Below are 12,675 nucleotides of genomic sequence, written 5' to 3'. Positions count from 1 at the left end.
CGGGTCAACGCGCGCGCATCACCGCAGTTGAACGTGTGGCAGCAATTGCATGCCCACCCGCTGCGTCAGCTCCGCGTAGCTGATCGGTCGTCCGGCGCGGGCGTCCTCTGAATTCGGTTGCCAATGCGCCCAGGCCTTGCCCGTGCTCTCGTCGTAGACCAGCTTGAACAGGTGTGTCGGCACGCGCACGCGATTGGCGCCGACCGTCTGGCTGTCGGGGCCGAATACCGGCCCCGTGATCACGAACACGTTGCCCTTGGCACGCAACACATACCGGCGCGTGTCCTGCTCGATCTTCGACCAGGCACCCGAGTTCTGCGCGGGGTTCTGCGGGACCATGTTCGCCAGCGAGAAGCTCTGCGCCATCGCCGTCGGGTTCGACATGTCGCCGGCCGGGGCCATGTGCCCGCGCGCATACCCGGAGCCCTTGTAGTCGCTCAGTTCGGCGCGCTCGCCGCGCGGCAGCCGCGCGTCAGCGAAGAACCTGTTCGTGCGCTTCTCGTTGGCCTCTTCGATGCCCGCGCGCGTCAGCCGCTCGGCCACGAAAACCGGCGTCCTGCTGGCGCCGCTGTGCAAGATCGCAAACGCCTCGTAGCACAACTCGCGCTGCATGGGCGCCTGCGGAACCGACGGTGCGACGCCGCCAGCGAAAAATTGGCGGCAGCCTGAAAACCGGGTGGCGGTGGTCGGGCCCGAATGCTCCGCGGAAGGCGCCGGCGTCGACGATGGGGTGGGCAGGAATCCGCAGCTTGTCGCCTGGATCGAGATGGTGCCGGCGGTGATGAGCCAGACCGCGGTGCGGCGCAGGGTGATGGCGATGGCGCTGGTCGATGATTTGCTGCGCTTGCGTGGCTTCTTCTTGGGCATCGGGGGCGGAATGTTAACCCGCGACACACTCGTGAACAGTGTCAATTAGCCCCGCCGTCGCGCTGGGTTCCGATGCCTTGGCGCACCTTGCAGAGAACGCAGATGGCAGGGGCCATGCTGGCACCCTGGACGCGGAGCTCGCCCACGGCAGCGGGCCCGGAAAGACGTCGCCAGCCAGCACCGGCCCGTCAGCGCCGACGGGGCCGAACCCCTGCCCGGCCGAATGGCGGGCGACTCTTGATCGCCCGCCTCTTACTCGCTTGCGAACTGCTCGCTGCCTACCAGGCCGATCTTCACCACTCCCAGCCGTTGTGCGGCAGCCATGACGCCTGCCACGTGCTTGTACGGAACCAGCTTGCTGGGACGCAGATGCACCTCCGGCTGCTCGGGTTGCCTTGCAACGAGCCAGAGTCGTTTTTCAAGATCCGCGCGGCTTTGCACGATCTCGTCATTCCATTCAATGGTGCCATCGGCCGCGACGCTGATACGCACTTCCTCGGGCGGCTTGGGCGCCTGCGCGGCATTGCTCGGCACGGGCAGGTTCATCTTCACCGCGTGGGTCTGGATGGGGATCGTGATGATGAACATGATCAGGAGCACCAGCATCACGTCGATCAGCGGCGTGGTGTTGATGTCGATCATCATGTCGTCGCCGCCGGTCCCGCTGCTTGCACTGATTGCCATGTCGTTTTCTCCTAGGGGGTGTTGATGCCGGCGGGCGGCTCGGTGATGAAGCCGACCTTGTGGATGCCCGCGCGCTGGCAGGCCGCGACCAGGCGGCCGACAGCTTCGTAGCGCACCTGCGCGTCGCCGCGAATGTGGACCTCGGGCTGGGGCTGCCTGACGGCCGCGGCCTTCAACCGGTTTACGAGGACTTCCGCGTCGGGGAGCCGCTCCACACCCCAATAGATCTCGCCGGCACGGCTGACCGCCAGCACGATGTTCTCGGGCTTGGTCTGCGTCGGCACGTTCTTCTCTTTGGGCAGCTCCAGCTTGATCGACTGCGTGACGACCGGGATGGTGATCAGGAAGATGATCAGAAGCACCAGCATCACGTCCACGAGCGGCGTCGTATTGATGCTGGAGTTCAGCGCCTCTTCCTCGCTGTCGCCCGATGAAATGCTCATCGCCATGGTGTCATCCTTGACTCGATGGAGGGACCAGGCGAGAGCTCATCGCTTGCCGGCGATCAGCACGTTGTGCAGATCGCCGCTGAAGCTTCGCACCCGCTCCATGGCATTCTTGTTGCGGCGAATCAGCCAGTTGTAGCCCATCACGGCGGGCACGGCCACGGCCAGGCCGATGGCCGTCATGATCAGCGCTTCGCCCACGGGCCCCGCGACCTTGTCGATCGATGCCTGGCCCGAGATGCCGATCGCGGTCAGGGCGTGATAGATGCCCCAGACCGTGCCGAACAGTCCCACGAATGGCGCGGTCGATCCGACGGTGGCAAGAAAGGCCAACCCGTCCTGCAGGCGGCTGTTCACCTTGTCCACGGCGCGCTGGATGCTCATCGTGACCCAGGTGTGAAGGTCGATCTGCTCCACCAGCGTTCCCTCGTGATGCTCACTCGCCGTCACGCCCTGTTCGGCGATGTAGCGAAATGCGCTGCCCGTGCGCAACGTGTCGGCGCCGGCACGCACGCTGCCGGCCGTCCAGAATGACTTGCCGGCGGCGTTGGCGGCGTTGAGCAGCTTTTGCTGTTCGAACAGCTTGATGAAGATGATGTACCAGCTGCCGATGCTCATGATCACCATGATGATCAGCGTGCCCTTGGCGACCAGGTCGCCCTGTGCCCAGAGCGCGCCGAGACCATAGGGGTTGTCGACCGCCTCGCTGGCCGCAGCCGGCGCGAGGGCCGGGGCTTCCGTGGCCGCTGGCGTGGGGGCGGACGATTCCGCGAGCGCGGGTGCTTGCGCGGGCGCAGGGCCGGAAGCAGCGGCCGTCTGCGCAAGCGCGCTGACAGAAGGGGCAAGCGATGCAGCAGCGGCAACGGCCAGCACGGCAGCGCGCATGAATTTTTTCAACGACATGAAGGTTTTCTCCGTAGGGAACATGGGCCGGACATTTCCGGCGCGAGGGTGAATCAGTGGACGTATGGACGCATGGACGGCGGCGCGGCGCCTACTCCAGCTTCCACACGTAGTCGACGGTCGTGACAGCGCCGCCCACCGGTCGTCCTTCGGCATCGGTGCCGGGACGAAACGGACACTTGCTCAGCACTTCGACGGCCGCTGCATCGAGCGAGCGGTGTTCGCGGGTGGGTCCGGAGGGCCTCTCGATCTCTGCTTTCGAGACTCTGCCGGTCGCATCGATGGTGAATCGGATGCGCGTCGTGCCGATGGCCTCCGCGCGCAACGCTGCACGCGGGTACTCCGGTTTCTCGCAGGAGGACACGTCGATGCGCGCCGCCGTGCCGGTGGGGCGCGGTGCGGGGGCCGCCGGTGCCGGCGCGCTCACCGCAGGCGCCGGCGGCGGCACGACCTGCGTGGTCGTGATGGTGGGCGCCGGCTCCGGCGACGGTGCCACGCTGACCTCCGGCGGAGGCACGTAGCTGGGCGGTGGCGGCGCGGCCTTGCGTGGTGGCGGCGTTCGCTTGGGCGGCGGTTCGGGGGGCGGGGGCGGTGGAGGCGTGGGCTTTGCCTCGGGGAGGATGCTGACCTCCACCGGTGCCTTGATCACTTCGACGACGCGACGAGCAAGCCCGCTGACCAAGGCCCAACCCAGGAGCAAGTGAAGAAGCACCACGATGCCGAAGCCCGTGAGGTGCTTCGTAGGCCGGCGCTGATGTTCGGTGAAATCCATTCAATACCCTCCAGGCGTCGCCCGTGTCGGCGAGCCGTGTGCACGTGCCGCGCCAAGGACTTTGCGCGCCACGCGGCGATGCGGAAAACGTGGGGCCATGGCGTTCAGCACGGGAACCTCTCCGGCGAGAACGCTTGCGCCGCGGTGTACGGCTTGCGGCCTTCGATCAGGTCCGCCAACAGGCGCGCGCTGGCGGGCCCGAGCGTGAAACCGTGATGCCCGTGGCCGAAGTTGAACCACAGCCGCTTGTGGCGCTGCGCCGGGCCGATCACCGGCTTCATGTCGGCGCAGCATGGGCGGCAACCGAGCCAGGGTTGCGCTTCAACCGGCTCGCCCAGCTTCAGCAAGGTGCGCGCCTCGGCCTCCGCCCCCGCCAGTTGGCGCGACGTCGGCTTGGCGTCGATTCGCGCGATCTCCGCGCCGGTGGTGATGCGCAAGCCGCGCCGTTGCGGCGACATCACGTACCCGCGTTCGGCATCCAGCGTTGGAACCGCAACGCTGCCGCCGCCGACATAGTGCCTGTGGTAGCCGCGCTTGACGAAGAGCGGCACGCGGTAGCCCATGCGCCGCGTCAGCGCGCCGGCCCAGGGCCCCAATGCCACCACCGCATGGCGGGCCTTGACCGCGCCCCCTGCGGTCGCGACTTCCCAGCCACCCGCGCATTCGCGCAAGCTGCCTGCGTCGCCCATCGCCATGCGGCCACCTCTTTGCAGGAACGCGGACGCATAGCGCTCCACCAGCGCGCCGGGATCGCTCACGCTCCAGGACTCGAGCCAGTGAATCGCGCCGGCCAGCGGCACCAGGAACGCAGGCTCGGCCGACGCCAGCGCGCGCGTATCGAGCATGTCGAACGCAATGCCGTATTCGGTGCGAAGTCGCTGTGCCTGCGTCAAGGCAGCCTGCAGCGCCTGCTCGCTGCGATACATCAAGCGCAGCCCCTCGCGCCGCACCAGGTCGCCGGCTTCGGCCAGCGCGATGTAGCCCGCATGCTCGCTGGTCGAATGCGCGATCAGGCCCGCATACTCCTGGCTGATGCGGCGATGCCGCCGCGGCGCCGAATTTCTCCAGTAGCGGACCAATTGCGGAAGCGCGGCCATCAGGCCGGTCATCTGGTAGCGAACGTCCAGCGTCCGGCCGAACGCCGCGCACAGGATGGCGCGCAAGTCGCGCGGAAAAGCGTACGGCTCGACGGCCTCGCGCTGAATGACCCCGGCATTGCCGTAGGACGTCTCGCGGCCGGCCGGCTGCCGGTCCACGAGCGTCACGGCGTGGCCGCGCAGCGTCAGTTCCAGGGCAGTGCAAGCGCCGACCATGCCGGCGCCCAGCACCAGGATTTCTTGGGCCATGTGGGCTCCCGTTCTCAGTGCGGCGAACGCAACGCGGCGATCACGGTGATCTCGACGGCGGCCAGCGGCAAGAGCAACTGCGCGACAACCGTGGTGCGGGTCGGATAGGGGGCGCTGAAATGCCGGCGGTAGACGCTGTTGAATTCGGCAAAGTCTTCCTGCCGGGCGAGATGAACCGTGACCTGCACCACGTCCGCCAGGCCAAGCCCCACGCTGCCCAGGGAGGCGCCGATGCGGGAGAGCGTCAAGTCGGTCTGGGCCGCGATGCCTTCGGGCACGGCGCCGCGCTCGGGAATCGGCAGTTCGCCGGAAAGAAAAAGCAGGCCGTTGGCGGTGCGCAGCTTGGAAAAAGGCAGGGGGCTATCGACAAGAGACATGGAAAATTCGTCGCAGTACGAAGATGTTGAAGTTCGATTGAAAAATCGGCGGCGGCGGCAGGTGCGCCGCCCCCTGGGTCAGAGCAGATCGCGCAGCGTTTTCAGCAATCGCTCGATGTGCTCTGGTTGGTGATCGGCGAACGCGGCGATACGCAAGGCACCGCCGACCCCTGCGCCGACATAGGTCGAATAGGCGATGAAGATCCCTTGCGCCATCAATGCGGCCTGGATGCGCTGCATGTTCCGCGCGTCGCCATGCACGAACGTGGCAATCGGGCCTTCGTTCTCCTCGACGGCCAGACCCAACGCACGCAAGCCCACCTTGAGGACGCGCGCATTGGCGCGCAGCCGCGTCAATGCCTGGGGATGCCCGCGCACGTGCCGCAGGCTTGCCGCGGTCATGGCCGCGCCGGCCGAGCATCCCAGCGCGGCACCGCGCGCGGCGGGGGTCTTCCACAGTTGCGCAATCACGTCGGCGGCTCCCAGGGCCAGGCCGCCGTGGGCCGCGAAAGCCTTGGCCATCGATCCACCGGCCACCACGCGATCGCGTCGCAGCCCCGCGGCTTCCACGGCGCCGCGGCCGTGCGTGCCCAGCGTGCCGAAAGCATGCGATTCGTCGACCACCAGCCAACCGTCGTACGGCGCGATGACGCGGTCATAGTCTTCCAGCGGCGCGATCGAACCGAAGGTCGCGAACATGCCGTCCGTTGCCACCAGCGGCCGCTCGTCGGGGCGCAGCGCGCGGCTGATGGTGCGCGCAAGATCCTCGGGGTCGCGGTGCGCGAACGTGTGGACCGGCCGGCCCGTGATGCTCGCGCCGTCCTGCAGGCAGTAGTGCGCCGCTTCGTCGATGAAGATGGCATCGCAGCGCGGCGCAAGGCCGGTCAGGGCAATCAGGCCGAACAGATAGCCGGCGCCGAAGTACATCACCCCCTCTACGTCGAAGAACCGGCGCGCCTGGTCCTCCGCCTCGAGGTTCGCGCCCAGGTTGAACCCGTAGTGGCGCGCGAGCTGGGAGTGCGCGCCGTAGGTGCGCAACGCATCGCAGCCCGCGTCGATCAGTCCGGGCTCGCTCCCGAGGCCCAGATAGCCCGAGCCGCCGAAGCTCAGGAGCACGCGGCCGTCGACCGTTGCCAGCGCGCCGGTTGGTGATTCCACGCGGCCATGGGTGGTTTGGTGGGGGGCGTTCATGCGAGATGCGGCGCGGGGTTGCCGACAGCCGGGAAGAAGTTCAAGTCGCGCCGCTGGTACGGCAAGCGTGCGAAATCCATCGACAGCGCCGCGCCGGTTTCGACGACATGGCAGTCCGTGGAAAGCTTGGAGAACTCTCCGTAGTAGTGATGGCTCGACTTCACCGCGATGACGCGCGCCTCGTGAAGCGGCACGCCCAGTCCCGTGAGTGCGTCGGGAGACAGGATCTGTTGTCGCCTGCTGGCGAGCACGATGTCCGTCGGCCCTGACCTGACCCAGGCCGCGCGGCCCAGCGGATCGTCGATGTCCCCCACCCATTGCCGATGGCTGCGGGACAGTCCGCGCACCGTCACCTCCAGCGTCAACGGCTGCCCCGAGCTTGCCCCTGCCTTGCCGCCGATGCACAGCGTCAGTTGCGCACCGATTCCGGCGGCAAGGCAGGCGTCGACCGCCTCGGCGTCACAGACGATTCCGATCGCGCTGCGCAGCCCGGTGCGTCGCACGAGCGCCGCCAGCAAGACGGTGTGGTCCCCGGGCGCCCCGCCGCCGGGGTTGTCGCCCGCATCCGCCAGCACGCGCGGCATGAGGGCCTCCGGCCCCGGCACTGCCATGCCGTCGAGGGCTTCGTCGATCGTTTCCAGGCGCGGAAGCAACGCATGCCGCGCACGGTAGAACGCCTGGGCAAGCTCGGTCGCCACGCGCCCGGCCAGTGCGCTGTCGTCGTTCGCGACCACAAGCACCTTGGTTCCGGCATCGGCCACGTCGCCCCACGGAAAGCCGTGGACGAGGCTGGCGGACAGCACGCCGGGGCGCTGCTCGACCTCGTGCAGGCGGTCGACGAGACCGCGCATGGGCTGCGATGTCGTCGGATAGAAGCCCACCATGTGGCAGTCGGCAACGGCCATCACGGGCCGGGTCGCGCCGCTCGCCGCGGCGCGGCACAGCTCGAACAACTCGACGGCGCGCGCCTCGTAGTCGGTATGGGGATATTCGCGCATCAGGACGATGGCATCCGCGTGCTCGATCATCGCTTCGCTCATGTGGCAGTGCGGATCCAGCTCCACGCCGATCACGCAGTCCGAGCCGACGACCTCGCGCACAGCCTGGATCAGGTCGCCCTCGCAATCGTCGACGTCCTCCGAGACCATGGCACCGTGCAGAAAGAGCAGCACGATGTCGACCGGCATGGCCGCCTTCAGCGCGTCGAGAATCTCTACGCGCAAGCGGCGGTACGTCTCGGCCGGCACCCGCCCTGCCGGCTGCGCGATGGCATACAGCCCCTCGCGCACTTCGTCGCCGTAGCGGTGCGCGCACTGGCGCCATTGCGCCACGACGGGACCGACATCGGCCAGTGCCTTCGATGGCACGGGCCCACGGATGATTCCGAGCTCTTCGAAGGCGCGAGCGTGGTGGGAAATGCGGAAAAGGTGTTGGTCTCGGTGACCAGCGCCGACGTGAAAATCTTCATGTGATGAACACTCGTGTCAAAGCGCGCGCAGGCGCGAGGAAAGCGGGAAAGCCAGAACCAGGGCCAGCACGAGGATGGATGCGGGCGCAACCACCCACAGGCCTGCCAACCTGTCGAGCGACGCCGGATCTCCTTCCGGCGGCAGCCTCCCGACCCAGTCCAGGCCGAACCCGATCACGATGCCGCCCAGCGACTGGCCGAGTTTCTCGGCCGAGAACAGGATGCCGAGGTAAAGGCCCAGGCTCTCGCCCCGCGCAGAGGACTTGGTGGCGGTTTCCATCGCCATCGTCGTGATCAGCACCGTGAGGGCGCCGCTGGCAGCGCCGAACAAGGCGCCGCCCGCCACCATCGACGCAAGGCTGCGAGGGCCCGCGGCGAGCCACACGACGCCGACGAGCGACAGTGCCAGTGCGCCCGCCAGGACGCGTTCGGGCTTCACGCGACGCACCAGCCACGGCGCGGTGGCCACGCCGAGCAACAGGGCGACGAAGATCGGCGTCAGCAGAACCGAGAGGTTTTCGGGACCCGCTTTCAGCAGATGCTTGTTGGCATAGGGCAAAGCGCTGAAAAGGGCCGTCGAGCTGGTTCCGAGCAAGACCAGGATCAGTGCGATGCCGTAGAACGCCTTGTTGCGCAGCGTCGCGCGCAGCGCCGTCGGCAGCGCCGTCGGCAGCGTCGGCGTGCTCCGGCCTTCGATGCCCGAACGCAAGGGAACGCGGCGCGTGACCAGCCAGCAAATGCCCAGCGCGGCGAAGGCACCGACGGCCAGCACCGCGGCCATGCCGAGGTAGCCGCCGTGGAACGTGCTGAATCGCGCGACGATCTGTGGGGCCAGCAGCGTGACCAGCAACCCGGCGATCGTCTGCCCCAGCGCGCGGGAAGACATCAAGGTGCTGCGCCCCTGCATCGTGTCGCTCATGTCGCTCGCAATGGCGGTGTGGGCGACAGAAAACACGGTCAGGAGCAGCGACTGTGCAACCAGCAGCATGCCCAACAGCGCCACTCGCGCCATCGGCGGCAGCGACGTCACGGGCAGGAACAGCAGCACCAGAATGCTCGGCAGCGAGAAGGCGCTGAACCCGATGATCCGGCTCCTGCTTCCGATGGCCTGCGCGATGCCGTCGCTGCGGCGGCCGATCCACGGATCCAGCAGCAGGTCCGCCAGCTTCGGAATGGCCAGAAGCACACCGGCAATCGAAGGCGGTATCTGCGCTGTTTCCGTCAGATAGAAGAGAAACAGCAAGGGCACGACACCGGAGCTCAGGGTCGAACCCAGCGACCCCGTGCCGAAGGCCGCGCACACACCGGTGGACGGTTGGCGAGCGTCAGTCATGGGGTGCAACCGGCGCGAGCCGAAGGCCTCGGGTGCGCGCGGTGTCCAGCAACAGTTCGCCGCGGCCCTTCTGTGCGGCAACCAGGCGCAGCGTCCCGTACAGCGGCAGGGTCGGGTCTTCGCTCTTCATCAGGAGCGTGCCCAGGCGCAACGGCTCGAGCCTGAAGATGTTGCGGCCATACAGCCCTGCGACCTCCATCCGCTCGGGCCGGCCTTCTCCGATGACCACGTCCGCGCCCAGGTCCTCGCTGCGCCAGCGACCAGCGAAACGTCCGATGTCGCCGCGCTCGTCATGGCCGCCGTGCGCGTCGATGCGCTCGCACCGGAAGCAATTGCCCTGCTCCGTCACGTCGATCGCGACCACCTCGCCCGCGCCGTTCTCGACGAGTTCGACCTCGAGCGCAATGATCGACAGCAGGTTCACGCGCAATGCCCCCGGCGACGACTGCATCAAGGGCAAGGGCAAGCCGAAGTGTTGCAGGAACAGCGCGTCGTCGCGCCGGACGATGGAGAAGTGCCGTCCGTTCGCCGCGCAGTAGTAGTCTCCGCCCAGGGCTTCGACCAGTTCCGGGTTCGCCGGCGTGTCCGTCGGCGCGAGCACCTCTTCGAGCAGCGTCGTGAGCATTTTCTGCGCGACCTCTGTCGCAGTGACGTCGCTGCGGTTGCTCATGACGATGATCTGGATGCCGTGCTCCGGTGCGGCAAGCATCTGGCAGGTTCCGCCGACCACGCCGCCCGCATGATGGATGATGCGCACGCCTCGCCACGTCTCCCCGATCAGGCCGAACCCGTACGGATGCAGGAAGCCGTTGTTCAACCGGGTCGGCGCCAACATCTCCTCGGACAGGGCCTGCGGCCAGATCCTGGGCGACAGGAGATGCGTGATCCAGCGCTGCATGTCGTCCAGCGTGGAGGCGATGCCGCCCTCTCCCAGGATCACCGAAGGAAAGATGCCTTTCGAAAAACCGCCCTCCGGCTTGGCCACGTGCGAAGTGGCGCTGCCCAGCAGCGGGTCCATGTCGGTCACCCAGAGGAAGGTGTCGTGCATGGCAAGCGGCTCGAACAGCCGCTCGCGCAACCCCTGGGCCAGCGGCACACCGAGGACCCGCTCCAGCACAGCGGACAGCATGCGATAGCCGCCGTTGTTGTACATGAACTGCTCGCCGGGCGCGAAGTTTTCTTCCTGCTGCCGGCACTGATAGCCCAGTGCGCCGTCGGCGGGAACGATGGCCATGCCGTTCGAGATGAGCGAAAGGTCCAGGTAGTCGCGCGTGCCTCCCGTATGGTTCATGAAGTGGCGCAGGGTGCGGTTGCCCTGGCTCGCCGGAAGCTCCGGAAGCCAACGGGCCACCGGCTCGTCGATCGACAGCATCCCTTCGTTGCGCAGCAGCAAAGCGAGTGCGCAGGCAAAGTGCTTCGTCGTCGAGCCGATGCGCATCCTGGTGGACGGGGTATTGATCTGGCCCGAATCCAGGCTGGCCATGCCGTAGCCTTGGCGCAGCAATATCCTGCCCTGGCGTTGTACGCTGGCAATGAGCCCCGGTGCGTCGTTGCGATGGAGACCCGAAAGCAAGGCTTCCAGTTTTTGGGTGTCGGTCAAAGTCATGTCGCGTTTCGATCCTAAAATGAACGAGTAATCATTTATCTAAAAGACAGCATGCCCAAAAGAGACGAGAACCACATGGCCGCGGTGCGCCAGCAGATCCTCGATGCGGCCCGCGCCGTCTTCGAGCACAAGGGGGTGGCGGATGCGTCGATGAACGACGTCAGCACGCAGGCCGGCCTATCGGTGGGCTCCATCTACGTGCACTTCCGCTCCAAGGAAGACGTCCTTCTGCAGCTCATCGAGACGGCGAACGTCAACGCCACGCCGTTCGACGAATGCCAAAGCGCCGCCGACATGCTTGCCCTGGTGGAGCGGTTGCTGAAACTCCAGGAGCGTCCGGATGCGGCGAACCAGGCGGCCCGCACGGCACTGGAAGTCGCCGCGATCACGCGTCGCAATCCGGAGGTCCAGGCCGTGGTGTCGAAGAATTTCAAGAACCTGCGCCGCGCGGTCCTCGACGCTGTCGCGCGCATCGCGAGCGAGGCTGGCCATCTTGAAAAACCCGAGGTACTCGCCATCGGGGAGTCGCTGCTTTCGCTGCTCATTTCCGCGCAAGCGCAGATGCTGATCGGCGTGCCGACGAACACCGAGGCCAAGATGAAGTCGGCCCGGCTGATGATCAGGATGCTGCATGGCGCACCTCTGAAGCCGAAGCGTTGACCGGCGACGCTTCTTCGCGCGGCGGCGGAACAAAGGCGGCCGCCGGAAAGTCGACGAAGCCGTCCGAGTACGTGGCGGCGATTTCCGTATCGCATGCCATGAGCAGCGGCGCATCGAGGTCCACGAGGTCCGCGCCCTGCGCGGCGATGAACGCGGGAAGAATGGCGCGTGACCTGCCTCCCATGCAGCCGACCATCACCCGCAGGCCACGGTGGCGCGCCTCGTTGAGCAGCATCAGTGCCGCGGTGAGCCCGCCGCACTTGTCGAGCTTGATGTTCGCCACCTGGTAGCGCTGCGCCACGTGTTCGAGGTCTTCGATGGTCTGCAGCGATTCGTCCGCGGCGATCGGGATCGGAGATCCGCATCCCTCGAGTTCGGCGTCGCACGCCGCGGGCAGAGGTTGCTCGACAAGCTCGACGCGATTGGCGACGAGCACGCCCAGCATCCGATCGAAGTGGCGCAGGGTCCAGCCTTCGTTCGCATCGACGGACAGTCTTGCGTCGGGCCGCTCGCGCCGCACCGCCGCCACGCGCTCGGCGTCCTGCTCGCTGCCGTCAAGCTTCAGCTTGAGCGCTTGGCGGCAGGATACGAAAGGGCGGCCCGGGCCATCGATGGCGCATCGTCGACGCCCAGCGTCACCATCGTCAGTCGGGGTCGCACACGCTGCAGGAACGCCAGGCGATAGGCCGGCTCCCCGCGCTCGGCTGCAGCGAGTTGCCACATCACCCAGTCCAGCGCATTGCGCGCACCGCCCGCGGGCATCTGCTGTATCCGGCGCCAGGCGCCCGGCAGGTCGCTTGGCAACTGGTCTCGCACGCCCTGCACCTCGGCCAGCATGCGCGCACCCGTTTCGCCGCGATAGAACACGCCGGCGGCTTCCGCATGCGCGACATGGTTGCCGTGCCTGGCTTCGACGCAAAGCACCGACTGGCCCGCGAGCGTGCGGCCCGCAATGGCCAGCGGCTGCTTGAAGCGGATTTCTTCAATGGAGGCTGAAATTTGCATGGCAGTTCCAGCGCCTT

Annotated in this window: 14 protein-coding genes; 1 reads left to right on the top strand and 13 read right to left on the bottom strand. The window is 67.1% G+C overall.

Annotated features, from left to right (window positions below; translation table 11 throughout):
• Window positions 1-18: 18 nt before the first annotated feature.
• From BMG07_RS04615 to BMG07_RS04565, 11 genes are all read right to left on the bottom strand, one after another.
• A complete protein-coding gene (locus BMG07_RS04615; protein ID WP_198083562.1) occupies window positions 19-867 on the bottom strand; it encodes a DNA/RNA non-specific endonuclease in 849 nt (282 codons plus the stop codon).
• 252 nt (window positions 868-1,119) lie between these two features.
• Window positions 1,120-1,551, bottom strand: coding sequence for a biopolymer transporter ExbD (locus BMG07_RS04610; RefSeq protein ID WP_198083561.1), 432 nt, complete (start codon window positions 1,549-1,551; stop codon window positions 1,120-1,122).
• An 11-nt stretch (window positions 1,552-1,562) separates the two neighbouring features.
• Window positions 1,563-1,994, bottom strand: coding sequence for a biopolymer transporter ExbD (locus tag BMG07_RS04605; RefSeq protein WP_198083577.1), 432 nt, complete (start codon window positions 1,992-1,994; stop codon window positions 1,563-1,565).
• Between the two features lie 45 nt (window positions 1,995-2,039).
• Window positions 2,040-2,900: a MotA/TolQ/ExbB proton channel family protein gene (locus BMG07_RS04600; protein WP_198083560.1), complete on the bottom strand. Its 861-nt coding sequence runs from the start codon at window positions 2,898-2,900 to the stop codon at window positions 2,040-2,042.
• 91 nt (window positions 2,901-2,991) lie between these two features.
• Window positions 2,992-3,672: an energy transducer TonB gene (locus tag BMG07_RS04595; protein WP_198083559.1), complete on the bottom strand. Its 681-nt coding sequence runs from the start codon at window positions 3,670-3,672 to the stop codon at window positions 2,992-2,994.
• 104 nt (window positions 3,673-3,776) lie between these two features.
• Window positions 3,777-5,018 carry an FAD-binding oxidoreductase gene (locus tag BMG07_RS04590; RefSeq protein ID WP_198083558.1) on the bottom strand — a complete coding sequence of 414 codons (1,242 nt, stop codon included), beginning with the start codon at window positions 5,016-5,018 and terminating at the stop codon, window positions 3,777-3,779.
• 14 nt (window positions 5,019-5,032) lie between these two features.
• Window positions 5,033-5,395, bottom strand: coding sequence for a RidA family protein (locus BMG07_RS04585; protein ID WP_198083557.1), 363 nt, complete (start codon window positions 5,393-5,395; stop codon window positions 5,033-5,035).
• A gap of 78 nt (window positions 5,396-5,473) precedes the next feature.
• A complete protein-coding gene (locus BMG07_RS04580) occupies window positions 5,474-6,586 on the bottom strand; it encodes a pyridoxal phosphate-dependent aminotransferase family protein (protein ID WP_198083556.1) in 1,113 nt (370 codons plus the stop codon).
• The gene (locus tag BMG07_RS43980; protein WP_307866873.1) at window positions 6,583-8,004 is read right to left on the bottom strand and encodes a M81 family metallopeptidase; all 1,422 of its coding nucleotides are present in this window, start codon (window positions 8,002-8,004) and stop codon (window positions 6,583-6,585) included. Before BMG07_RS43980 ends, BMG07_RS04580 begins: the two co-directional genes overlap by 4 nt.
• 66 nt (window positions 8,005-8,070) lie before the next feature.
• The gene (locus BMG07_RS04570; RefSeq protein WP_198083554.1) at window positions 8,071-9,387 is read right to left on the bottom strand and encodes an MFS transporter; all 1,317 of its coding nucleotides are present in this window, start codon (window positions 9,385-9,387) and stop codon (window positions 8,071-8,073) included.
• On the bottom strand, window positions 9,380-10,993 hold the full coding sequence (locus BMG07_RS04565) for a serine hydrolase (RefSeq protein WP_198083553.1): 1,614 nt from the start codon (window positions 10,991-10,993) through the stop codon (window positions 9,380-9,382). The genes BMG07_RS04570 and BMG07_RS04565 overlap by 8 nt, the downstream gene beginning before the upstream one ends.
• A gap of 75 nt (window positions 10,994-11,068) precedes the next feature.
• Between BMG07_RS04565 and BMG07_RS04560 the strand changes: the two genes are divergently transcribed.
• Window positions 11,069-11,653 carry a TetR/AcrR family transcriptional regulator gene (locus BMG07_RS04560; RefSeq protein ID WP_198083552.1) on the top strand — a complete coding sequence of 195 codons (585 nt, stop codon included), beginning with the start codon at window positions 11,069-11,071 and terminating at the stop codon, window positions 11,651-11,653.
• Here the strand turns inward: BMG07_RS04560 and BMG07_RS04555 are convergent.
• Together BMG07_RS04555 and BMG07_RS41475 are read right to left on the bottom strand one after the other, a co-directional pair.
• On the bottom strand, window positions 11,613-12,182 hold the full coding sequence (locus BMG07_RS04555) for an enolase C-terminal domain-like protein (RefSeq protein ID WP_307866870.1): 570 nt from the start codon (window positions 12,180-12,182) through the stop codon (window positions 11,613-11,615). The two genes, BMG07_RS04560 and BMG07_RS04555, sit on opposite strands and share 41 nt — an antisense overlap.
• A 32-nt stretch (window positions 12,183-12,214) precedes the next feature.
• Entirely contained in the window at window positions 12,215-12,658 is a 444-nt protein-coding gene (locus tag BMG07_RS41475) for a hypothetical protein (protein ID WP_269758641.1), read from the bottom strand.
• Window positions 12,659-12,675 lie beyond the last annotated feature (17 nt).

Source organism: Variovorax sp. E3, assembly GCF_016082275.1.
In the GTDB taxonomy this organism is placed as follows: domain Bacteria; phylum Pseudomonadota; class Gammaproteobacteria; order Burkholderiales; family Burkholderiaceae_C; genus Variovorax.
The sequence above is the reverse complement of the archived record's forward strand: the minus strand, read 5'-3'. Positions and strand labels throughout refer to the sequence as shown.

Bases quoted from the DNA above. Each gene is read 5' to 3' on its own strand.
- BMG07_RS04615 (WP_198083562.1), bottom strand. From the start codon at position 867: ATGCCCAAGAAGAAGCCACGCAAGCGCAGCAAATCATCGACCAGCGCC.
- BMG07_RS04610 (WP_198083561.1), bottom strand. From the start codon at position 1,551: ATGGCAATCAGTGCAAGCAGCGGGACCGGCGGCGACGACATGATGATC.
- BMG07_RS04605 (WP_198083577.1), bottom strand. From the start codon at position 1,994: ATGAGCATTTCATCGGGCGACAGCGAGGAAGAGGCGCTGAACTCCAGC.
- BMG07_RS04600 (WP_198083560.1), bottom strand. From the start codon at position 2,900: ATGTCGTTGAAAAAATTCATGCGCGCTGCCGTGCTGGCCGTTGCCGCT.
- BMG07_RS04595 (WP_198083559.1), bottom strand. From the start codon at position 3,672: ATGGATTTCACCGAACATCAGCGCCGGCCTACGAAGCACCTCACGGGC.
- BMG07_RS04590 (WP_198083558.1), bottom strand. From the start codon at position 5,018: ATGGCCCAAGAAATCCTGGTGCTGGGCGCCGGCATGGTCGGCGCTTGC.
- BMG07_RS04585 (WP_198083557.1), bottom strand. From the start codon at position 5,395: ATGTCTCTTGTCGATAGCCCCCTGCCTTTTTCCAAGCTGCGCACCGCC.
- BMG07_RS04580 (WP_198083556.1), bottom strand. From the start codon at position 6,586: ATGAACGCCCCCCACCAAACCACCCATGGCCGCGTGGAATCACCAACC.
- BMG07_RS04570 (WP_198083554.1), bottom strand. From the start codon at position 9,387: ATGACTGACGCTCGCCAACCGTCCACCGGTGTGTGCGCGGCCTTCGGC.
- BMG07_RS04565 (WP_198083553.1), bottom strand. From the start codon at position 10,993: ATGACTTTGACCGACACCCAAAAACTGGAAGCCTTGCTTTCGGGTCTC.
- BMG07_RS04560 (WP_198083552.1), top strand. From the start codon at position 11,069: ATGGCCGCGGTGCGCCAGCAGATCCTCGATGCGGCCCGCGCCGTCTTC.
- BMG07_RS41475 (WP_269758641.1), bottom strand. From the start codon at position 12,658: ATGCAAATTTCAGCCTCCATTGAAGAAATCCGCTTCAAGCAGCCGCTG.